At 59.7% G+C, this 20,356-nt stretch carries 21 protein-coding genes and 1 pseudogene; 14 read left to right on the forward strand and 8 right to left on the reverse strand.

Annotated elements, in window-relative coordinates; all coding sequences use genetic code 11:
* Nucleotides 1-77: 77 nt before the first annotated feature.
* From AC1DMK_RS02780 to AC1DMK_RS02805, 6 genes and pseudogenes are all read left to right on the forward strand, one after another.
* Nucleotides 78-551: a peroxiredoxin family protein gene (locus tag AC1DMK_RS02780; RefSeq protein ID WP_037066385.1), complete on the forward strand. Its 474-nt coding sequence runs from the start codon at nt 78-80 to the stop codon at nt 549-551.
* Nucleotides 548-1,066: pseudogene (locus tag AC1DMK_RS02785) on the forward strand (DUF455 family protein). Before AC1DMK_RS02780 ends, AC1DMK_RS02785 begins: the two are co-directional and overlap by 4 nt.
* Before the next feature lie 28 nt (nt 1,067-1,094).
* A complete protein-coding gene (locus AC1DMK_RS02790; RefSeq protein ID WP_037066388.1) occupies nt 1,095-2,402 on the forward strand; it encodes a peptidoglycan DD-metalloendopeptidase family protein in 1,308 nt (435 codons plus the stop codon).
* 715 nt (nt 2,403-3,117) lie between these two features.
* Entirely contained in the window at nt 3,118-3,540 is a 423-nt protein-coding gene (locus AC1DMK_RS02795; protein ID WP_477856999.1) for a GFA family protein, read from the forward strand.
* Nucleotides 3,541-3,849: 309 nt separating this feature from the next.
* Complete coding sequence (locus AC1DMK_RS02800; protein WP_477857000.1) at nt 3,850-5,349, forward strand: DEAD/DEAH box helicase; 1,500 nt, start codon at nt 3,850-3,852, stop codon at nt 5,347-5,349.
* Nucleotides 5,350-5,355: 6 nt separating this feature from the next.
* Nucleotides 5,356-5,778 (forward strand): NUDIX domain-containing protein, encoded by a 423-nt coding sequence (locus AC1DMK_RS02805; protein ID WP_037066398.1) that lies wholly within the window; start codon nt 5,356-5,358, stop codon nt 5,776-5,778.
* A gap of 7 nt (nt 5,779-5,785) precedes the next feature.
* Here AC1DMK_RS02805 and AC1DMK_RS02810 read toward each other — a convergent pair whose 3' ends face one another.
* The 7 genes from AC1DMK_RS02810 to AC1DMK_RS02840 are packed head-to-tail and all read right to left on the reverse strand — an operon-like array spanning nt 5,786 to nt 11,487.
* Entirely contained in the window at nt 5,786-6,103 is a 318-nt protein-coding gene (locus AC1DMK_RS02810; RefSeq protein ID WP_037066400.1) for a TfoX/Sxy family protein, read from the reverse strand.
* A 3-nt stretch (nt 6,104-6,106) separates the two neighbouring features.
* Nucleotides 6,107-7,741, reverse strand: coding sequence for an NTP transferase domain-containing protein (locus tag AC1DMK_RS02815; protein WP_477857001.1), 1,635 nt, complete (start codon nt 7,739-7,741; stop codon nt 6,107-6,109).
* Nucleotides 7,738-8,445: an XdhC family protein gene (locus AC1DMK_RS02820; RefSeq protein WP_037066404.1), complete on the reverse strand. Its 708-nt coding sequence runs from the start codon at nt 8,443-8,445 to the stop codon at nt 7,738-7,740. The genes AC1DMK_RS02815 and AC1DMK_RS02820 overlap by 4 nt, the downstream gene beginning before the upstream one ends.
* Nucleotides 8,445-8,774, reverse strand: coding sequence for an XdhC family protein (locus AC1DMK_RS02825; RefSeq protein WP_037066406.1), 330 nt, complete (start codon nt 8,772-8,774; stop codon nt 8,445-8,447). Before AC1DMK_RS02825 ends, AC1DMK_RS02820 begins: the two co-directional genes overlap by 1 nt.
* The gene (locus AC1DMK_RS02830; RefSeq protein WP_037066409.1) at nt 8,771-10,033 is read right to left on the reverse strand and encodes a vWA domain-containing protein; all 1,263 of its coding nucleotides are present in this window, start codon (nt 10,031-10,033) and stop codon (nt 8,771-8,773) included. The genes AC1DMK_RS02825 and AC1DMK_RS02830 overlap by 4 nt, the downstream gene beginning before the upstream one ends.
* A 2-nt stretch (nt 10,034-10,035) precedes the next feature.
* Nucleotides 10,036-10,971 carry an AAA family ATPase gene (locus AC1DMK_RS02835; RefSeq protein WP_037066412.1) on the reverse strand — a complete coding sequence of 312 codons (936 nt, stop codon included), beginning with the start codon at nt 10,969-10,971 and terminating at the stop codon, nt 10,036-10,038.
* Between the two features lie 21 nt (nt 10,972-10,992).
* The gene (locus tag AC1DMK_RS02840; RefSeq protein ID WP_037066414.1) at nt 10,993-11,487 is read right to left on the reverse strand and encodes a flavin reductase; all 495 of its coding nucleotides are present in this window, start codon (nt 11,485-11,487) and stop codon (nt 10,993-10,995) included.
* A gap of 169 nt (nt 11,488-11,656) precedes the next feature.
* Here AC1DMK_RS02840 and AC1DMK_RS02845 point away from each other — a divergent pair, with 169 nt between their 5' ends.
* From AC1DMK_RS02845 to purB, 4 genes are all read left to right on the forward strand, one after another.
* Nucleotides 11,657-12,739 (forward strand): ABC transporter substrate-binding protein, encoded by a 1,083-nt coding sequence (locus tag AC1DMK_RS02845; RefSeq protein WP_037066439.1) that lies wholly within the window; start codon nt 11,657-11,659, stop codon nt 12,737-12,739.
* A 37-nt stretch (nt 12,740-12,776) separates the two neighbouring features.
* Entirely contained in the window at nt 12,777-13,454 is a 678-nt protein-coding gene (gene rpe / locus AC1DMK_RS02850; protein WP_477857005.1) for a ribulose-phosphate 3-epimerase, read from the forward strand.
* Nucleotides 13,455-13,473: 19 nt separating this feature from the next.
* Entirely contained in the window at nt 13,474-13,965 is a 492-nt protein-coding gene (locus AC1DMK_RS02855) for a hypothetical protein (RefSeq protein ID WP_037066441.1), read from the forward strand.
* Between the two features lie 63 nt (nt 13,966-14,028).
* A complete protein-coding gene (purB, locus tag AC1DMK_RS02860; protein WP_037066419.1) occupies nt 14,029-15,336 on the forward strand; it encodes an adenylosuccinate lyase in 1,308 nt (435 codons plus the stop codon).
* A 110-nt stretch (nt 15,337-15,446) separates the two neighbouring features.
* Here purB and AC1DMK_RS02865 read toward each other — a convergent pair whose 3' ends face one another.
* Entirely contained in the window at nt 15,447-16,250 is an 804-nt protein-coding gene (locus AC1DMK_RS02865) for a DUF2189 domain-containing protein (RefSeq protein ID WP_477857007.1), read from the reverse strand.
* A 157-nt stretch (nt 16,251-16,407) separates the two neighbouring features.
* On the opposite strand from AC1DMK_RS02865, the gene AC1DMK_RS02870 reads away from it, so the two are divergent.
* From AC1DMK_RS02870 to AC1DMK_RS02885, 4 genes are all read left to right on the forward strand, one after another.
* Nucleotides 16,408-16,962: an RBBP9/YdeN family alpha/beta hydrolase gene (locus AC1DMK_RS02870; RefSeq protein ID WP_037066424.1), complete on the forward strand. Its 555-nt coding sequence runs from the start codon at nt 16,408-16,410 to the stop codon at nt 16,960-16,962.
* Nucleotides 16,963-17,411: 449 nt separating this feature from the next.
* Nucleotides 17,412-17,651, forward strand: a complete 240-nt coding sequence (locus AC1DMK_RS02875) for a hypothetical protein (RefSeq protein WP_477857009.1) — start codon at nt 17,412-17,414, stop codon at nt 17,649-17,651.
* Nucleotides 17,652-18,943: 1,292 nt separating this feature from the next.
* Nucleotides 18,944-19,237, forward strand: a complete 294-nt coding sequence (locus AC1DMK_RS02880) for a hypothetical protein (protein ID WP_477857011.1) — start codon at nt 18,944-18,946, stop codon at nt 19,235-19,237.
* 36 nt (nt 19,238-19,273) lie between these two features.
* Nucleotides 19,274-20,254 (forward strand): SDR family oxidoreductase, encoded by a 981-nt coding sequence (locus AC1DMK_RS02885; RefSeq protein ID WP_477857013.1) that lies wholly within the window; start codon nt 19,274-19,276, stop codon nt 20,252-20,254.
* The last annotated feature ends 102 nt before the right edge of the window (nt 20,255-20,356 follow it).

A 20,356-nucleotide genomic window follows, 5' to 3' on the forward strand; every position in this document is an offset into this window, starting at 1 on the left:
TCTGGACGCATATTGGTCCGATATATATCTGGCAAATCACCTGTTATCCATAAACCCGGCAAAAGAAAGGTTTCACCATGGCGGATATCGGTATCGGTTCCAGCGCGCCTGACTTCGATCTTCCTCGTGACGGCGGAGGCCGCGTGAAACTGACAGATTTCCACGGTAGACCGCTGGTGCTGTTTTTCTATCCAAAGGACGACACGTCTGGCTGCACGGCCGAATCGCTGGCATTCACGGCGCTTTCCGAGGAGTTCGGAAAGACCGGCACGACAGTCGTCGGCATGTCGCCCGATTCCGTTCAGTGCCACGATCGCTTCATCAAGAAGCATAGCCTGTCGGTCGTCCTTGCCTCCGACGAGGAACGGACCACTCTCGAAGCCTATGGCGTCTGGAAGCAGAAGAGGATGTACGGCCGCAGCTTCATGGGCGTCGAACGCACGACATTCCTGGTCCGTGCTGACGGCACGATTGGCACGATCTGGCAAAAGGTGAAGGTACCCGGCCACGCAGAAGCTGTGCTGGCGGCCGTCCAGAACCTCGCAAAATGAGCTCAACGTCGCCGATCCCATCGCTCCGAGGCGGCGCGATCATCGCTATAGGCGCGACTKATCTCAACCGGAAGACGGCACTTGCACAGGAAACGGCAACGCGCTGGTTTGCGCGCTAGCTTTCGTTGCGTTCGCCGCTCGACGCAGCCTTGCCGGAGCGCCCCGGCCGGCCGGCGAAGCCGGAGCTCACTCGACCCCGCGCAAGTGAAGAAGCGCTCCCATACGCTCAAGGGCAGGATCGCGCTTTTCTGCGCGATCGCGCACTGGACGTGATCTACAATGACGAGAAAGGACATGTCGCCATTGGCGCCAAATGGTCTCGCTTCCTCTGCGCCCGCGAAAAGCGCGATCCCTCCAGGACCTTACATAAACTTGTGCGCGCCAATTTCCGCGGTCCGCTGAAGCCACCATTCAACGACATCGCTTGTGCGCGGCTAGCCATGCGTGAGCCGCGTGCGCCCGTAGGTCGATCTAAGTATTTATTAACCTTAACCGTGTGTAATCAAGGCAATTGAGGCATGGCCGTCAATTGGGAGATTCTCCGTGACGCACGCACAGCAGAGCCGCGTATTCGGCAAGCGAAAACAGGAACATATCCTGATCCTCGCAAGCGGCGACCGAGTCCGTCACCTCACGGTCAAGCCGTGGATGGCCGCGCTCACCTTTTGTTTCGTCGGCGTGTTCGCCATCGCCTATCTGCTGGCTACTTCCTATCTGGTTCTGCGCGACGACCTTATCGGCGCAACGATGGCGCGTCAGGCCCGCATGCAGCACGATTATGAGGATCGGATAGCGGCCCTCAGAGCGCAGGTTGATCGTGTAACATCGCGCCAACTGCTCGACCAGCAGGTCGTCGAGGACAAGGTCGACAAGCTGATGGAACAGCAGATGGCGCTGACGTCTCGCCACGGAAAACTGGGTTCTCTGCTCGATCGCGCCGAAAGCTCCGGCCTGAACGAGAAGAAGGACCTGCCCGCACAATCCTATGCACCGGATGCCAAGGACAAGCGAGCCGCACTTTCCGGCCCCATGCAGGCCATAGAGAAACAGCTTGCGAAGAGCGCGGACCCGGCCGACGCGACACCTGACAATACGACGCTTGCCTATGTCCCCGCGCGTGAAACGATCGGCGACCGGGCCGATCGCGTCTTTTCAAAGGTAACGTTGTCGCTGAAAGGTGTCGAACAGAGGCAACGCGATCGGGTCGCCCAGTTGACCAACGACGCCAGCGACACCGCGGACGCAATCTCGCGCATACTGACGCGCTTTCGCATAGCCGTGCCGGCGGAGACAGCCGGTATCAACGCCGGAGACGAAAATGCAGTCGGCGGCCCTTATGTCGAACCTGAGAGCGACGATGATTTCGACACGTCGCTAACCCAACTCGATAGCGCCCTCACCCGTCTCGAAGCGATCCGCAACACGGCGGCAGCGCTTCCGTTTCAGAGCCCGGCGATCGGCAAGGAAATCACCAGTCCTTTCGGCAACCGGCGCGACCCCTTCCTGGGGCGCCTTGCCCTGCACTCCGGCATCGACTTTCGATTTTCGCCCGGAGAGAAAGTGCGCCCGACGGCCCCCGGAAAAGTCGTTGCGGCAGGCTGGACCGGCGGCTACGGCAATATGGTTGAAGTTGATCACGGCAACGGCATATCCACGCGCTACGGCCACTTGTCCGAAATCCTGGTCAAGATCGGCGACACCGTCGACCGCCAGAATGTCATCGGGCTTGCCGGCAGCACCGGCCGCTCCACCGGTACGCACCTGCACTATGAAGTGCGGCAGGATGGGCGCGCTGTCGATCCAATCTACTTCATGAATGCGGGCATGAAGCTTGCCAGCTATATAAAGTAACCGCCCTGCTCCGCGCTACCATTGACCCTTCGTTGCGCGAGATCGGCAGCATGGGGCGCTGGGTAGCGGCCCATTGGACGCGAACGGTTGGCCGACGCGCCACACCACTCCCTGGACGATATGCCAACAGCGCCATCAAAAACTCCGATATTGAGGGTTTTATCCTTGCCTGGGGCGGAATATCTGGGAGAAGAGCATGAAGCCTGGCGAGAGGTTATGCAAAGTGGTCTGGGTTTCCGCCGCTCTTTTCGCGATGTCGCTAACTCCCGCTTGGGCAAGTTGCAGGTCGGCAACCACGAGCCCGGAGTGGCCCGGGATCGCGCGCGCAATGGCTTCGGCCCAGTTATGTGAACAACTCCCCATGGGGCCAAATCACACGAGAAGCTTCGAGGTCTTGTCCGCGGATGTTTGTTCGAACGGAGACGGCCTTTCGACGATTAGGGCTACTGCCCTGGTAAGCTGCGAGACTGGACCAGATGCCCTTTTTCAAACACCGTCGATTGAGAGCGAAGTTGTCGCCACCGCATCCGTCGATGTCGGCGCATGCAGAATAACGAACGCCGATATTGAAATCGGCGGCGAGTTGGGTAGCCTTTTGTCGGGCCTTTCGGATACCCGGGACCTTGCGCGCGACTGGGCGCAATCGCAGTTATCGCGCCTGTGTCGACTGCGGTAGACGAACATCAGCTAAGCGTCGTGGATGGGAGCAGTCCGCATGCAGCAAAATGTGCCCAAGACAACCCGTGGCTCCTGTCATTGTGGAGCGGTTCATTGGGAATTTCGAGGAGCAATTCCGGATGCGACAATCTGCAACTGCACGGTTTGTCGCCGCTATGGCGTACTCTGGGCCTACGGGTATGACGGCCATGACGTTCAAGTCGAGGACCAGAGCGGTGCTGCCGTCGCCTACATCTGTGGCTCGCAGACGATTTCCTTCAATTTCTGCAGGTTCTGCGGCAACCTCGTGAGCTGGCGCGGCTTGAGACCAAACGACAGCGGCCGGACGCGGATCGCGGTGAACCTTCGTCTTGCGGAGCCGACTGAAGTGGCCGACATCAGGCTGCAACGCTTCGACGGCCTCCACAGCTTTGAAGACCTCCCGCCGGATGGGCGCGTGGTCGCAGATGTCTGGTTCTAGCCGGGCAGCCATGCTTTCGAAGCGACTCGCAAACATTGATCGGTGCTATACCGAGGGCCGATGCAGCCACCCTTTGGCTTGCTGAACGGGATCGGGCATGTGCAAGGCTTTGGCAGCCGACAGTGCATTTGCTGCGCGACCCTTAAATATAATTAATTGTACTAACCACGCCTTTACCTCTACACCACTCGCAACACTCCTATTCCTTGACTTCACGGCCATTTGGGCCTATGTCGCGCTGCATTGCGGCATGCAATCACGCCGACTCAACCTGAGTCCGGCCGAACCGGAACGGAAACAGTTTTCCCTTTGACGACATTTGCTGATCTTGGCCTAAGCCAAAAAGTGCTTTCCGCTGTCACCGACGCGGGCTACACGGTGCCAACCCCTATCCAGGCTGGTGCAATTCCGTTTGCTCTTCAGCGCCGCGACATCTGTGGCATCGCACAAACGGGAACGGGCAAAACCGCTTCGTTCGTGCTGCCGATGCTGTCGCTTCTGGAAAAAGGCCGCGCCCGCGCTCGCATGCCGCGCACGCTGATCCTGGAGCCGACGCGCGAACTCGCCGCACAGGTCGCGGAGAACTTCGAAAAATATGGCAAGAACCACCGTCTCAACGTTGCACTGCTGATCGGCGGCGTATCGTTCGAAGACCAGGATCGCAAGCTTGAGCGCGGTGCCGACGTTCTGATCTGCACGCCCGGCCGCCTGCTTGACCACTTCGAGCGCGGCAAGCTGCTGATGAGCGGTGTCGAAATTCTCGTCATCGACGAAGCCGACCGCATGCTTGACATGGGTTTCATTCCAGATATCGAACGCATCGCCAAGATGATCCCGTTCACGCGCCAGACGCTGTTCTTCTCGGCAACGATGCCGCCTGAAATCCAGAAGCTGGCGGATCGCTTCCTGCAGAACCCTGAGCGCATCGAAGTCGCCAAGCCAGCTTCCGCGGCCACGAACATTACCCAGCGCTTTATTGCCTCCCATGGCAAGGACTATGAGAAGCGCTCCGTTCTGCGCGACCTCGTCCGGGCCCAGGAAGAACTGAAGAACGCAATCATCTTCTGCAATCGCAAAAAAGATGTCGCTGATTTGTTCAGGTCTCTGGAGCGCCACGGCTTTTCCGTCGGCGCTCTGCATGGTGACATGGATCAGCGTTCGCGCACGATGATGCTGCAGAGTTTCCGCGACGGTCAGCTCCAGCTCCTAGTGGCGTCCGACGTTGCCGCTCGTGGCCTCGACATTCCTGATGTGAGCCACGTTTTCAACTTCGATGTGCCGATCCATGCTGAGGATTACGTGCATCGCATCGGCCGTACAGGCCGCGCAGGCCGTTCCGGCGCTGCCTTCACCATCGTCACCCGCCACGACCAGAAACATGTCGAGGCGATTGAAAAGCTGATCGGCGAGAAGGTCGAATGGCATAGTGGCGATCTTTCCGCGTTGCCGCCAGCTGAACCCAGCCGCGATGACGATCGCTCCCGCCGCAAGGGTCGCGAGCGGGATAAGGACCGTGGCCGGGGCAAGAGCCGCTCGGGTCATAAATCTGATATCGCCGTCGAGCATAATGACGTCGAGACGATCGAAGTAGCCGCAGCAGCACCAGCAAAGGCCGAAAGCGTGAAGCAAGAGCGCAAAGCAGACCACAACAAGCCGCACAACAATGCGCGCAACAGTCGGCCGTATCCGGCAAACGACGACAACCGCGAGCGCCGCCGCTACCGCGATCACGACGACGGCCCGACCCCGGTTGGTTTTGGCGACGAAATCCCCGCATTCATGCTGATCACGGCCAACGCCAAGATCTGATCTGCGATGGGTCAGCCAGGCATTGATTTTCCGGGCCTCGGCGTGGGCCTGGTGATTTTGCGTGATCGGAAGATCCTGCTCTACAGGCGCCTGCGCGCGCCTGAAGCCGACCACTGGAGCATCGTGGGCGGCAAGGTGGATCATATGGAGCCTGCCGAACAGGCCGCCCGGCGCGAGGCCGAAGAAGAAACCGGCCTTAAAATTGGTCGCGTCGAGCTGCTCGGTCCGGCCGAACTCATCACCGAGACGGACGGGCATCACTGGATTTCGCTGCTCTACATCGCCGCAGATTTTCAAGGTGAACCACAGCTTACAGAACCCGACAAGCTTTCCAGCTTCGGCTGGTTCACGCGCAGAGACCTGCCCCTGCCACTCTCGGCTTTCGCGCAGGCCGCGATTGCCCATCTCGATGCCGAACAGTTCTCCTGAGAAAACTCTATTCAGCTCTTAGCGCTGCTTCGTAGGCAAGACGTACCCATTTCGCCATGACGTCAGGATCGTCATAGGCATCCTCGGGTATCGACCAATAGGGCATCTTCACGGGATTGCCTTTCTTGCCATCGTAAGACCACTGGGATGCACCGGCGGCCGAAAACTCCGGCGCGCTTTTCTCGTCAGCCTTCAGCAGCATTTCGCCGCGAACCTCCAGCGCGACGATCCGGCCGAGATGATAAATCCCCTTGCCGCCAAACATTCGCTTGATCGTTACCGGCCCAAGCCCTTGAAACATCTCTTCGATTGCTGCCGCGTCCATAGACTATTCCTTCAATATGCCGCCCGCTGCGATCACTTCCTCCGGCGTGTCGACATCCAGATGCGCGCTGTCCCCGATGTCAACATCGACAACCGGCAATCCCGCTGTCTCGACGATATGGCGGGCGCCGACGTCGCCCTCCAGCCGCGTCACTGCGTCGAATAGCTGTCGTGGCAGAATGACCGGATTGCCGCGCTTGCCGCGCGAAACAGCGCGCACGATGGCTTGCCCATGCACCTGCCGGAAGGCCTCCATCAGGGCGTTGAGATCGGCAGTGGAGACGTCGGGCATATCGGCCAGCATCACCAGGATCCCGTCCGCTTGCTTGGCCACCTCCGACGTGAACCCGGCTACCAGCGATGACGCCATGCCGGATGCAAAATCCGGATTGTGAACGGCGTCCAGCTCCAGTCCGGAGAGCGCGGCTTCTATCTCCGATTGCCGATGCCCTGTGACGACGCTGACCGACGAAGCCCCGCTGTCGATCGCGGCAAGCGCGCAGCGCCTGACCAGCGGCACACCATCGAACTCCGCAAGCAGCTTGTGCGCACCGCCCTTGCCCATCCGGCTCGCTTTTCCCGCAGCAAGGATCAGCGCAGCAACCTTTGCCGACGCGCCCGGGTGGTCTTCCGCATCGCGAAGACGCGGGCGCGATCGTATTTCCATGAGGAGGCCTCCGACGCCCATGCTGCTGATATCGAGTGCGTCGGGATGCTCGCCGGCCAGAATGCGATCCAGCACCCAATCAAACCCATTTTCCTTGGGACTGCGGGCACAGCCAGGCGCGCCGATCACCGGGGTATCGCCGACACGGCCGAGAACGAGCAGGTTACCGGGATCGACCGGCATACCGACCTGTATCACCTCGCCACCCGCCCGCCGTATGGCGGCCGGAATAACATCCTCCTGATCGATCACCGCTGATGCGCCGAAGACAACAATCAATTTCAGGTCTGACCCTGGAGCATCGGACGCCTTGCGGATGGCCACGGCGACAGGCTCCACACGATGCGCCACCCGCTCTTCCCTCGCAAGCCTGCTGCCCGAAGCTGCAAGGCGCCGTGTGAGGAGGCGCGCTGTCTTGTCCATCACCGCCGCCTTGAGCGAGGGCAGCTCGGTCGCGATCAACCAAACCGAATGCGCCGCAAACGGCTTGACCTGAAAAACGGTCTCGGCTTGCAACGCCTCGCAGGCGATCTCGATCTTGCCGCCGGGCACGGCGAGTGGAATGATCTTGAATGTCGCGACCATGTCGCCCGTCTTCACCGGCACATGGTCGGCAAGGCAGGCAAGTGTAATGCCGGGATCGATCCGGTTCAACCGATCGACGGCATGCCGATTGGCGACGAAAAGACCCTCTGTCGTGGAATAGACGTTGACCCGCCCGGTCGCCGCCTCCGAGAAGCGCATATGATCGCGGCCAATGGCGTTCGCCAGCCTCTGCGCAGCTTCGTCCTCGCCGATGTCGCCGGGGTCAAGACGAGCTGCGATCACGTTGGAAACAGCGGCGGCCCGCAATCTGGCAATATCTGCACGCTGCAGCCGATGCCCCTTCGCAAGCGTCCCGTCAGGCAGTTTCACGGCATGGGCAAGCACGAAATCCTCTGCATCTTCGACAGGAAACTCACCGAACCTCATCGCACGTCACCTTTCGGTGACGCGAGATCACGCGATCGCAGGGATTGGACGATTTCCGCAAGGATGGCGACAGCGATCTCCGCCGGGTTCGCCGCGCCGATGGCAAGCCCAATGGGCGCATGTATTATCCCGAGCGCAGCCTCCTCGGCGCCTTGGCTGCGGAGCCGCTCGAGGCGCGCCGCATGTGTCTTGCGGCTGCCGAGCGCACCCACATAGAAACAGCCGACCCGCAACGCCTCGACGATAGGAAAATCGTCAATCTTCGGATCATGCGTGACAGCGACAAGCGCAGCAAAGGCGTCGAGCGGCCGATCCTTGAATGCATCGACAGGCCAATCGGCCGCAAGATCAACTCCTTCGAAACGTTCCGGCGTCGCAAACGCCGTTCGCGGATCGATGATCCTCACGTCAAAGCCCGCAAGCGTTGCCATCTTGGCAAGAACCTGGCTGATATGAACCGCGCCGACAATCACAATATGCGCGGGCGGCAGATGGACATTGATGAAATATGTCCGCCCTTCCGCCTCAACGAGATTCGATCTTCCGGAACGAAAGGCAGCCTCGATCGCGGGGCGCAGGGCGATGCCCGGATCGTCCCCCTCCAGCGCGACGACAGCGCCGCCGCTGTCGAGATCGGTGATCAAAGCGACAGCTCTGCGGTCCCGCCGTGCTTCGTTGAGGCGTCTGAGGCTAGTCCCATCCATCAGTCAAGCCTTTCGACATACACACGGATCCGCCCCCCGCAGGAAAGGCCGACACGCCACGCCGTCTCGTCCGCGACGCCGAACTCGAGCATCCTGCCCTTGCCATCAGCAATGACGTCCAGCGCCTCGGCGATGACCGCACCTTCGACGCAGCCGCCCGAAACCGACCCTTCGAAGTTGCCGTCGTGATCGATAACCAGATGGCTTCCGACGGGACGTGGCGCAGAACCCCAGGTCTCGATGACGGTAGCGATCGCGACATCACGCCCGCCGTTCTTCCATGCCTCCGCCGCCATCAGCGGATCGAGGGGTGACAGATCGTCCGTCATGCGCCACCTTTCAGCTTTTCAAGATACCGCCGTGGATCATACAAACCGGATCGCTTTGCGCCGAGCGCTGCTGCAAGATCGCCGAGTGACGACAGATTGTGAACCGGACGGAACTCATCGACATGGGGCAGCATGGCGCGAACGCCGCGTGCCCGGGGCTCAAACCCATCGAACCGAAGCAGAGGATTGAGCCAAATGAGCCGTCGACAGGATCGGTGCAGCCGGCCCATCTCCATGGTCAGCAATTCCGTTCCCTCGCGCTCCAGCCCGTCGGTGATCAGAAGCACGACAGCGCCCTGCCCCAGTACGCGTCGCGCCCACAAGCGGTTGAATTCCTTCAGTGTCTCCCCGATGCGAGTTCCGCCAGACCAGTCTTTCACCGCGGCGGCGCATTCGTCCATCGCCTCGTCCGGATCCTTGTGGCGCATCTGACGGCTGACGTTGGTCAGCCTCGTCCCGAAGAGAAAGGTATGAACATGCCGCCTCTTCTCTGTGAGCACATGCAGGAAGTGCAGGAAGATTCGCGTGTATTGGCTCATGGAGCCCGAGATATCCGCAAGCACGACCAACGGCGGCTGGATCTCCCGCACCTCGCGATAGCGAGGCAGGATCAGCGAGCCGCCGTTGCGCAAAGCAGCCCGCATCGTAGCCCGCGGATCGATGTCGGCATGCCTATGCGACAGCTCGAAGCGGCGGGTGCGAACCCTGTCGAGAGGCAGCGTCAATCCGGCGAGCGCCTTCTTGGCGGCAGCAATTTCGAGCGCAGACATCTGAGCAAAGTCCATTCGGCGGAAGACTTCGCTGCCGGACATGGTGAAGCGTGCGTCGATCTCCACATCCGGTTCATCGCGCGGCGGCCGGTTGTCCTGCCGTTCACCGAGAAGCGCGTCGCTGGCCCGGCTTTCACCGGGTCTTGCCTTCTCCTTCTCACGCGCGTCCGGCGCACGGGGAGACATCATCGCAATCATCTTTTCAACGAGATTTCGGGAGCGCCAGAACAGCCGGAACACTTCATCGAAAACGGCTTTGTCCTCGTGGCGCTTCACAAAGACGGCGAGCAGCGCGGCGTGGAATTCCTCTCGCGACCCAACGCCGATCATCTCGACCGCCGCGATCGCGTCGGCGATTGCGCCTGGGCCAATCTTCAACCCGGCTTTTCGAAGCGTTCGCCCAAAGAACACGATATTGTCGGAAAAGCGTCCGTCGCCCGGCGACTGGGGCGGAATGACGATGCCATCGTGTCGGCTTGCCGCTTGCATGACTAACCGACCGCCCGCAGTTCGTTCTTCACGTCATCGAGCACCTTCGTGCCTTCGCCACCTTGGATCCTGGATATGTCGTCCTGATATTTAAGCAGCGTTCCGATCGTGTCCGAGATCGTTTCCGGATCAAGCGCCAGCCGGTCGAGTTCGGTCAGGGCCGTTGCCCAATCGATGGTCTCTGCAACACCCGGGTTCTTAAACAAATCGAGCGTGCGAAGCCTCTGCACGTAGGCCACGATCTGGGCAGAGAGTGCCTCGCTGCAGTTCGGCACCTTCCGCCGGATAATCTCAAGCTCCTGGGCTGCGTCCGGATAATCCACCCAGTGGTAGAGGCAACGCCGCTTCAGCGCGTCGTGCACTTCACGGGTCCTGTTCGTCGTAATGATAACGATCGGCGGCTCGGCTGCCTTGATCGTGCCGAGCTCGGGGATCGTCACCTGGAAATCGGAAAGCACTTCAAGAAGATAGGCTTCGAATGCTTCGTCCGTCCGGTCCAGTTCATCGATCAGAAAGACCGGTGACTTCCCCTGCGTGGACGAAAGCGCCTGCAGGACGGGCCGTCGGATGAGATAGCGTTCGGAGAAGATGTCGGATTCGATCCGGTCCCGATCCGTAAGGCCGGACGCTTCGGCCAGCCGGATCTCCAGCATCTGCGCCGGATAATTCCACTCATAGACTGCCGAGGCAATGTCGAGCCCTTCGTAGCACTGGAGGCGGATCAATGGCCGGTCCAACGCCTTTGCCAGCACCTTTGCGATTTCGGTCTTTCCGACACCGGCCTCACCCTCGAGAAAGAGCGGACGCCTCATTTTCAATGCGAGGAAGATCACCGTCGCGAGCGCCCGCCCCGCGAGATAGTTCTGATCGCCGAGCATGTTGATCGTCTGGTCGATCGATGACGGCAGCGACGGATGAAGATGGACTTGTTCCGGCATGCTTCCTCCCTTTTCAGGAGGTTATAGCGCGTGATAGTCGCGGTTCATATAGAGAAGCGCGGGCTTCGCCTCATCAAAACGCACCGCAACCACTTCGCCGAAAATGATGTGGTGGGTGGTCATTTCCTTGATCTCCGTCACGCGGCAATCGAAGGAGGCAAGCGCATCGTGGAGAACGGGTGCCCCGGTCACGAGCTTGTCGAATTTGCCCGTGGCAAAGCGTTCTTCATTGCTGAGCTGGGTGCGGCCGGAAAACGCGTCAGCCAAGGCCTGGTGATGGGCGCCCAAGGTATTCAGCGCAAAAATCCCGCTCCGAAAGAAGATATCGTTCTTCGGATTGCTGTTGTTGAGGCAAACGAGCACCGTCGCCGGATTGTCCGATACCGAGCATGCCGCGGTGATGGTAACACCGCGCAACTGGTCACCGACAGCCGTCGTGACGAGCTGAACGTGGCCGCCAAAGCGGCTCATCGCATTTCGGTAAAGGCCCGGATCGATCGGTTGTCTGTTTAACAAAAGCACTCCTCCCCGGCGCCGCCGGCTCGCAACTTTCCTCTATATGACGGTGATCGGTTACCTTTTCTACAAACACCATGCGAAAACCCGCCAATTCGCGCGTTTTTCTTTGACGATCGACACCGTACGGATAAAAGAGCAGGACAAACTGCAGGGGCGTGCATCGTTTATGAATATCTCGCGTGGCTTAGGACTTCTGCCGATGCTGCTTCTGGCAGCGGGCGAATGCCATGCAGCCGGCGTGACGATCGGCGTCGTTTCCCCGCATGACGGCAATTTCGCGGCTCTGGGCGCACAAGTCGCCGCAGGTGCCGGCGCGAGAATTGCCCTGGACGGCAATACGATCGTCACGATCAATGAAACCTGCGAGGAAAACAGCGGCGCAGCGATCGCAGATGCTCTGATCGCGGCGAAGGTGCAAGTGGCAGTTGGTTTCCTCTGCAGCGAAACGCTCGAAGGCGCGCTTCCAAAGCTCAAGGACGCCAACATTCCGGCCATCACCGTGTCCGTCCGGTCCCGCATTCTCATGGAGGATGCAGCAAAGAACGGATGGCCGCTTTTCCGGATGGCTCCCGCTGACGGCGCGGAGGCCGCCAGGATCATTGAGGTCATTCTGCGCGATTGGGCATCTGCCCCGATCGCCTTGGTGGAAGACGGCACGATCCATGGTCGCGAATTGACTGAGGCAATCCGCAACGCGCTTGAGGAAAACGGGCTGAAACCCGTCTTCACCGATACCTACCGCCCCGGTCAGGAACAGCAGGTCGCCCTTGTCAGGCGCCTTAGGAAAGCCGGCGCAGCCAAAGTCTTCGTCGGCGGCGACAGAAGCGATGTCGCCATCATCGCACGCGATGCCAAAGCTGAAAAGATCCAGTTGGATCTGCTTGGCGGCGACGCCATGCGTGCGGCAGACCAACCTCTCGCCCTCGCCGAGGGTACCCTTGCCGTGACCTTACCCGAATACGCGACGCGCGCAGAGGCAGCGTCGGCCGTGGCTGCCCTTCGCGCCGGCGGTGTCGAACCGGAAGGCTATGTGCTCCCCGCATATGCCGCCGTCGAAATTGCAACCAAGGCCGCGCAGGATGCGGCGGCCGACGATAGACCGGTCGCTCAGCACCTCGGCGGTATGCCCTTCGACACTATTATCGGCCGGATCGTATTCGATGCCGGTCATGAACTGGCCGACAACCCCTACCAGCTGTTGCAATGGCGCGCCGGGGCATTCGTTGCGCCGGATGGACCAATGCAGTAGCGCTTGCCGGCTCAGGCGACTTTAACGGAGACACACTATGACTAAGCCCATTCGCATAGCGCCGTCCGTCCTAGCGGCCGACTTCGCCAAGCTTGGCCAGGAAGTTCGCGACGTAACGGCAGCCGGTGCCGACTGGATCCACCTTGACGTCATGGACGGTCATTTCGTTCCGAACATCTCCTTCGGTCCCGATGTGATTAGGTCGCTTCGCAGCTACACAGACGCCACGTTCGATTGCCATTTGATGATTGCGCCGGTCGATCCCTATCTCGAAGCTTTCGCCAAGGCGGGTTGCGACCGGATAACCGTTCATGCGGAGGCCGGCCCGCATCTTCACCGTTCGCTGCAGACCATCCGCAACCTCGGCAAGAAGGTGGGCGTCACGCTCAATCCGGCAACGCCGCTCTCAGTTGTCGAGAACGTCCTTGATGACATCGACCTCATCCTCATCATGTCGGTAAACCCCGGTTTCGGCGGCCAGAAGTTCATTCCGGCAATGGCGGACAAGATCGCCGCCGCGAAGTCACTCATCGCAGACAGGCCGATCGACCTCGAAGTCGACGGTGGTGTGACGGTAGAGACCGCACCGCTGATCGGCAAAGCCGGCGCCAACGTGCTGGTCGCCGGCTCGGCGATTTTCAAGGGCGGTGCACCAGAAGCCTACAAGGTGGCTATCGATGCGCTGCGCAGCGCAGCTGAGGGCCAGTCCAAGTGATGGCGAAAGCGGCCTGCCGTTGATATCGGAGCGGCTCAAGGCAGCGCGGCCGCCCTACCCAGACCTGATCGCGGGCGCCGCGCTCTGGGGCGCCCAGATGCTGCTATCGGCATTGGTTGCTCTCTACCTGCGCAATAGAATGGCGACGGGTCATGTCGATGATCTCGCGATCCTCTATTTTGCGGGGGGTCTGCTCGCCTGGCCGTTTGTGCTTCCCGTCGGCCGCTTCCTTGCTCACAGAAGGCCAATAGAAACCCGCTTCGCAGCCTTCTTCGTCACGCTCGCTGTCGGGACAGTGCTTATGACGGCGTTTCTGTTCGCCATGGACTATCGCCTTTTCTATGCGCGGTGGCACGCGCCTGTCGGCACACTTACATGGGTGTTTCAGTTTCTGGTCACCAGTGCCAGCGCCGTCTACCAGTTCTCGGTGTTGGGCTTGCGGCTGTTCCTGCCCCTCGGTCTGGTCTGCCTTTTGGCGACGAGTTTTGCGCTTGCGAAACGCATGCGTTGAGATTGCCGCCCGTCTTTGCTAAAGGGGCGCCAGAACTCCTTTGGTGAACGAAAGCAGGAAGCCATGATCCCGCGCTACTCCCGACCCGAAATGGTCGCCATCTGGTCGCCCGAAACCAAGTTTCGCATCTGGTTCGAGATTGAGGCTCACGCTTGTGATGCGCTTGCCGAACTGGGCGTCATTCCGAAGGCGGCCGCCAAGACGATCTGGGAAAAAGGCGGTGCAGCGACCTTCGACGTCGCCCGCATCGACGAGATCGAAGCCGTCACAAAGCATGACGTCATCGCTTTCCTGACACATCTCGCGGAGATCGTCGGCCCCGACGCACGCTTCGTCCACCAGGGCATGACGTCTTCGGACGTGCTTGACACCTGCTTCAATGTACAGCTGGTGCGCGCAACCGACATCCTGATCGCCGATATCGACAAGCTGTTGGAGGCGCTGAAGCGCCGCGCCTTCGAGCACAAGGACACCGTAACGATCGGCCGCTCGCATGGCATCCACGCAGAACCCATCACCTTCGGCGTCAAGATGGCGCTCGCCTATGCCGAGTTCGAACGCTGCCGGCAGCGCCTTTTGGCGGCTCGCGAGGAAGTCGCAACCTGCGCGATCTCGGGCGCCGTCGGCACCTTCGCCAACATCGATCCGCGCGTCGAGGAGCATGTCGCGGCGGCTCTTGGGCTGAAGCCAGAGCCGGTCTCTACCCAGGTCATTCCGCGCGATCGTCATGCGATGTATTTCGCCACGCTTGGCGTCGTGGCATCGTCCATCGAGCGTCTCTCGACCGAAATCCGCCACCTTCAGCGCACCGAAGTGCTCGAAGCCGAGGAATATTTCTCCCCCGGCCAAAAGGGCTCCTCGGCCATGCCGCACAAGCGCAATCCGGTGCTGACCGAAAACCTTACCGGTCTTGCCCGCATGGTGCGGTCCTATGCCCTGCCTGCCATGGAAAACGTGGCACTTTGGCACGAACGCGATATCTCCCATTCATCGGTAGAGCGCATGATCGGACCGGACGGCACCATCACGCTTGATTTTGCGCTTGCCCGTCTGACCGGCGTTATCGACAAGCTGCTCGTCTATCCCGAGAACATGATGAACAATCTGAACAAGTTCCGCGGACTTGTTCACTCCCAGCGCGTTCTGCTTGCCCTTACGCAAGCAGGTGTATCCCGCGAAGATTCCTACCGCCTTGTCCAGCGCAACGCGATGAAGGTGTGGGAACAGGGCAAGGACTTCCTTGAAGAACTGCTGGCCGACGCCGAAGTTCGCGCAGCGCTTTCCGAGGAGGCGATCCGCGAGAAATTCGACCTCGGCTATCACACCAAGCATGTCGACACGATTTTCAAGCGTGTATTCGGCAATGCTTGACCTGACATCAAGTAATCAGCTTTCGGACGGCGCCCTTCGTGGCGCCGTTTTTCGTTTCTGCCTGGATGCTTTCGCCGCAGCGGCCTTCTTGCGCGACTGATGCGACGACGTCAGACTACCGGTAGTGCAATCAGCTTCCGATAAAGATGCCAAGTGGAGTGACCAAGGATCGGGATTACGAGCGCGAGACCAACGAAGACCGGGATTGTTCCGATAGCCAGGGACACAGCAACGATAAGGCCCCAGCAGAAGACAGGTATCGGGTTGGTGATCGTGGCGCGCACCGACGCTTCCATCGCCGCAACAAGCCCGACGTCGCGATCAAGCAGGATCGGGAATGTGACCACGGTGGTCGCAAGAACGATGATCGCAAAGCCGAGACCGAGCAGATTGCCCCAGACCATCAGTTGCATGCCCTGCGGCGTGCCGAACACCTCCGAGGAAAACGCCGAAATCGACCTCGGAAAGACATCGCCGAAGACATTCGCATACAATGTCTGTGCTGCGACAAGCCAAACGACAAAAAAGGCGAAAAGCATAAGCCCCCCTGTCACGATCGACGGAAATGCGGGCGATCGGGTCACCTCCAACGCGTGCGTCCACGATGTGTCCATTCCGGCTTCCCGACGTCGGCTGATCTCGTAGAGACCGATTGCAGCGATCGGGCCGATCAAAGCGAAGCCAGCCACCAAAGGAAAGATCATTGGCAGCAGATTGGCGCTCGACGTGGCGAGTGCGAGAAAGATGCCGGCGATCGGATACATCAGGCACAGAAACACGTAATGTGACGGCTTTTCTCGAAAATCATCAAATCCGCGCCGCAGCGCGTCGAAAATATCTGCAATGCTGATCTTGTTGACGACCGGTCGCGCATACAGGTCGCTCGCGCCGGACATGACATGAAATGCCGTCATTGCTTTCTCCTCCTCAGCCAAGTTGGCCGGCGGCGAAGGCATCGGCGAAAGCCGATACAAAAACGCAACCGGCACTGGAGGAAGGATAACAAAAATCGGCGCGCTTGTCCTGCTTTCCCTTGACTTTGCCGTCAAGCTTTCTCAAATCGGCGGCACCATGAAAGCTTCAGACGCCGATATCCTCATCATTCCCGGCTACACGAACTCCGGTCCCGATCACTGGCAGAGCCGCTGGCAGGCGAAGCTCAGCACTGCCCGCCGCGTCGAGCAGGCTGAATGGTCGAAGCCTGTTCGTGACGATTGGGTGGCACGGATTGCCGAAGAGGTGAATGCATCGACACGGCCCGTCGTGCTGGTCGCCCATTCGCTCGGCGTGCCATCCGTCATTCATGCTATCCCGCATTTTCGCAACAAGATTGCCGGCGCGTTCTTCGTGGCACCACCGGACGTTGCCAATCCCGACATACGCCCCAAGCATCTGATGACCTTCGGCCCCTACCCTCGCGAGCCGTTGCCCTTCCCGACCATGACGGTCGCGAGCCGCAACGATCCCTTTGGAACCTACGAACATGCCGACGAGATCGCCGCAAGTTGGGGTTCACTTCTTATCGATGCAGGCGAGTCCGGCCACATCAACGCTGAGTCCGGCCATGGACCATGGCCCGAAGGCACGATGGTGTTCGCACAATTCCTCAGCCGTCTGCAGCCGTAGGGCGGCGGCATACGGTCATACGCGAGCGGCTGCCTGCGACGGTATGTAGAGGCGTATTCCGCCTAGTCGCCTTCGCCGCGAATACAGAAGGCGCCAGCCAGACCTATCAGCACAATGCACTGCATGATGAACATGGGCCAATCCTGAGCCATAGCTCTTCCTCCCTGCCTTATATGTAGGGCAGGAGGCCGCCAAGTGGGACCTGTCAGACATTAGAATAAAAACCTGTAGCGGCGGGTGCAGATCTTGCTATCGAGGTGCCCGCGCGTGCCGTGATCCGGTCCAGGTTCTTTGACGACTTTCAGCTGCTCCCAGTCACCTTCTGGACGGTTCCCATCTACGGATGCCTCCGTCTTGGTTGAAAGCTGTGCGGAAACACGAACTCCAAATCGTCGATGGAACACATCTCGGCCCGGCCAGTTTAGCTAGGTAGCAACGAGGAGACCATCATGGCAGAAAACCTAAAGGCGGGCTTTACCGGAGCCCCGTTCGAACCGACTGAGGGAATTCGCAGGGTCGCGCAAACCGCTACAGACGCACTGAAGCGTGAAACGAATGCACTCGCTGTCGGCGCGACGGATCACCCAAACGCGGCGACGACGGTCGTGCTCGCCATTGGAGCGCTAGCATTCGCAGTTGGATACGTCATCGGGAGATCTTACGCCGAGAGCCAAACTTACTGGCGCTAGGGAACTAATACGGTCATTCTGCGTTTTACATTCGCAACGCATGCCCCAAACAAACGTTGCGCGCGGGCTGCGACAGCCCTCTTTAGCAGCCCCTAAAGGCCCGGTGCTCGCCCTAGCACCGGGCACTTTCATTTAGGGAACAATGTGGCTTGATCCTCATTGATACAACAGTGGCGTTGTTCCTGTAGCGCTGCTCGGCCGGCGTTCAACCTCAACTCGCTGGCGGGAAATAATGAGCCCGGCGTCGCTACTTGGCGCCGGGCTCTCATATTTGCGGCTCGGATCCGCAATGCACCAAATGCCTCGCGATGGAACAAAAACTCACCTGTGGATTTAATATTCCATTGCAACATGGAGGAATCCTAATGACTTACGATCCTAGCAGAGAGCCTGATCTACGAACCACCCCTCCGTTAACGCGTCGCGGCAGCATGTGGGGCACGTGGATTGCCGTCGCGGCTGCTATTATAGTGGCTGCCTTCGCATGGATTGAATGGGGTGGCTCGTCCGGAACAGACCCGGCAACTACGGCATCGACGAAGCCCCCAATTACGCAGCCTACGCCTGAACCGATGACGCCGGCCACGCCGCCAGCCGCAGCACCGGCGGCACCATCGGACAGCGGGACAAAACCGTAACATTCCTGCGCACGATCTGAAAGCAGGTAGGGTAGCCCAGCGCCGCCCTACCCGACAGGCTTTCCATACAAGCTAAAAACACGGCACCCACCGAAATTAATGGCGATTTAAACTTAAGGCTTTGAACTTATTGCATGTTGCTACATTTCCTGTGCCTGACCGATCACGATTTACTGGTCTTTGCCGCGCGTATGCGCTCCCGCGTTCGCGAGCCGTCAGATATAGCAACTGCAGAGACTTCTCGGGCCGCCCCCCAGACCCAAAGTCGAGTCTTTGGCAGTTGGAGCAAAATGGCCTCAGTAGCTGCAAGGACGGTCATTGCCGAATCCGCCCGCGCAAGCGGGCCGGAGGGCGTAATCCGCATTGTGACGACCGTATCCGACCGAACCGGTCGTCAACGAAGTGTCCGAAGTGGTGCTGCATGCTGAAACGACAGTGGTTGCAGCAAGCATAGCAACCAGCCACCAGCGCCCCAAGTTGCCCATTTTATCCTCCCGATATTGCCCACTGCATTCCGCAAGCGCTCTCGAGACAGATAGTGCCGGAGATGCTGAAATGAACACATCTTAACTTCAAGATTCCGTCATCAATTGCATTCCAAGGATGAGGCTCGTGCAAGCCGGCTGATCTGACGAGCCGTAGACGCCCAGCAGAATGATCCAGTTCCGCGCCTTTCTGTCCCGCCTGCAGGCGACGGCCTATGAAGGCGGGTCTCATGCGGGCTGGAAATTCAATCTCGGCTCCCGTTTCGGTCGCTCGGGCGTCGGCGAACCCACTCGCTGGTCGGGCCCGGTGTTGGTGCCCTCCGGCACCGGGCTTCTGCACATTCATAAGCTACTGCGCCAATGCCCCATTCGGTTGGCGGACACTCCCACGCAAACGGCCGCGATCATGGGTGCACGAGATTTCGCGGGAGACGCTCAAGTTCTTTCGAGCTATGAAGAGTGATTGTAGATCCCGTCCGTCAGATACTGAGGTCCCCACATGGGTTTGAAAGTCCTTTTCATTGGCGGCACCGGCCAAATCTCTTATCCATGCGTCGAACGTGCGGTTGCCCAGGGTTATCATGTCAGCGTCTACAACCGCGGCTTGAGAAACGAACCGGTGCCTGAGGGCGTGACCTCGATCGTCGGCCAACTTAGCTCGACGGCCTACGCGGATCTCGCCAAGGCCAATTATGACGTCGTGTGTCAGTTCATCGCGTTCACGCCAGATCAGGTCGCGCGCGACATCGAGGTGTTTGCGGGCAATTGCGGTCAGTACATTTTCATCTCTTCGGCCTCGGTCTATGAGAAGCCCGCGCGTCACTATGTAATTACTGAGAAGACACCGGCGATCAATCCCTACTGGTCCTACAGCCAAGCTAAGATTGCATGCGAGGAGTTGCTCAAGAAATCAATGAATCTGGGCTGGACGATCGTCCGCCCGAGCCACACCGTTCGCACGCGCCTGCCGATCATGATGGGCGACAGCGACGTCATGGCGAGACGCATGCTGGATGGCGAGCCCACCATCGTGGCGGGCGATGGCCACACGCCCTGGACACTGACCCGCTCGGTCGATTTCGCGGTGCCTTTCGTCGGACTTTTCGGCAAGCAGGCGGCCCTAAGCGACATTTTCCACATCACCTCCGATCGCGCGCACATCTGGGACGATATTCAAAAGGCAATCGCCAGGCTGCTGGGTGTAGAGGCTAAGATCGTCCACGTACCTACGGACACCCTGATCAAGTACAATCCGGATTGGGTTGGCCCGCTGATCGGCGACAAGGTCTGGACTGCGACCTTCGACAATTCGAAGGTCAAGCGCGTTGCGGGTGACTTTACATGCGCCGATAGCCTGGATGAAATCCTAGCTGATCCGATCATGCACCTCAAGCAGCGCCTGGACAAAAGCCGTCCGCCAAGGGGTGAACTCGATGCTCTGGTCGACAGAATCTGCGTCGCTCAAAGCGCTCTCGGATAAGCATCTTCTTTGAGACGTTCGGCATACGAAGGTCGCGCATTGCCGCCGCGACGTAGTGGTCACCTGTCGGCCCCGAGCGGACGTTTGCGTTATCTGCCGCCG

The sequence above is a fragment of the Rhizobium sp. 05L419 genome (assembly GCF_056397845.1).

Coding starts and splice junctions, on each gene's coding strand:
- AC1DMK_RS02795 (WP_477856999.1), top strand. CDS start 3,118: ATGCAGCAAAATGTGCCCAAGACAACCCGTGGCTCCTGTCATTGTGGA.
- AC1DMK_RS02875 (WP_477857009.1), top strand. CDS start 17,412: ATGGCAGAAAACCTAAAGGCGGGCTTTACCGGAGCCCCGTTCGAACCG.
- AC1DMK_RS02885 (WP_477857013.1), top strand. CDS start 19,274: ATGGGTTTGAAAGTCCTTTTCATTGGCGGCACCGGCCAAATCTCTTAT.
- AC1DMK_RS02845 (WP_037066439.1), top strand. CDS start 11,657: ATGAATATCTCGCGTGGCTTAGGACTTCTGCCGATGCTGCTTCTGGCA.
- AC1DMK_RS02805 (WP_037066398.1), top strand. CDS start 5,356: ATGGGTCAGCCAGGCATTGATTTTCCGGGCCTCGGCGTGGGCCTGGTG.
- AC1DMK_RS02880 (WP_477857011.1), top strand. CDS start 18,944: ATGATCCAGTTCCGCGCCTTTCTGTCCCGCCTGCAGGCGACGGCCTAT.
- AC1DMK_RS02780 (WP_037066385.1), top strand. CDS start 78: ATGGCGGATATCGGTATCGGTTCCAGCGCGCCTGACTTCGATCTTCCT.
- AC1DMK_RS02835 (WP_037066412.1), bottom strand. CDS start 10,971: ATGCCGGAACAAGTCCATCTTCATCCGTCGCTGCCGTCATCGATCGAC.
- AC1DMK_RS02815 (WP_477857001.1), bottom strand. CDS start 7,741: ATGAGGTTCGGTGAGTTTCCTGTCGAAGATGCAGAGGATTTCGTGCTT.
- rpe (WP_477857005.1), top strand. CDS start 12,777: ATGACTAAGCCCATTCGCATAGCGCCGTCCGTCCTAGCGGCCGACTTC.
- AC1DMK_RS02870 (WP_037066424.1), top strand. CDS start 16,408: ATGAAAGCTTCAGACGCCGATATCCTCATCATTCCCGGCTACACGAAC.
- AC1DMK_RS02825 (WP_037066406.1), bottom strand. CDS start 8,774: ATGACGGACGATCTGTCACCCCTCGATCCGCTGATGGCGGCGGAGGCA.
- AC1DMK_RS02810 (WP_037066400.1), bottom strand. CDS start 6,103: ATGGACGCGGCAGCAATCGAAGAGATGTTTCAAGGGCTTGGGCCGGTA.
- AC1DMK_RS02830 (WP_037066409.1), bottom strand. CDS start 10,033: ATGCAAGCGGCAAGCCGACACGATGGCATCGTCATTCCGCCCCAGTCG.
- AC1DMK_RS02820 (WP_037066404.1), bottom strand. CDS start 8,445: ATGGATGGGACTAGCCTCAGACGCCTCAACGAAGCACGGCGGGACCGC.
- purB (WP_037066419.1), top strand. CDS start 14,029: ATGATCCCGCGCTACTCCCGACCCGAAATGGTCGCCATCTGGTCGCCC.
- AC1DMK_RS02865 (WP_477857007.1), bottom strand. CDS start 16,250: ATGACGGCATTTCATGTCATGTCCGGCGCGAGCGACCTGTATGCGCGA.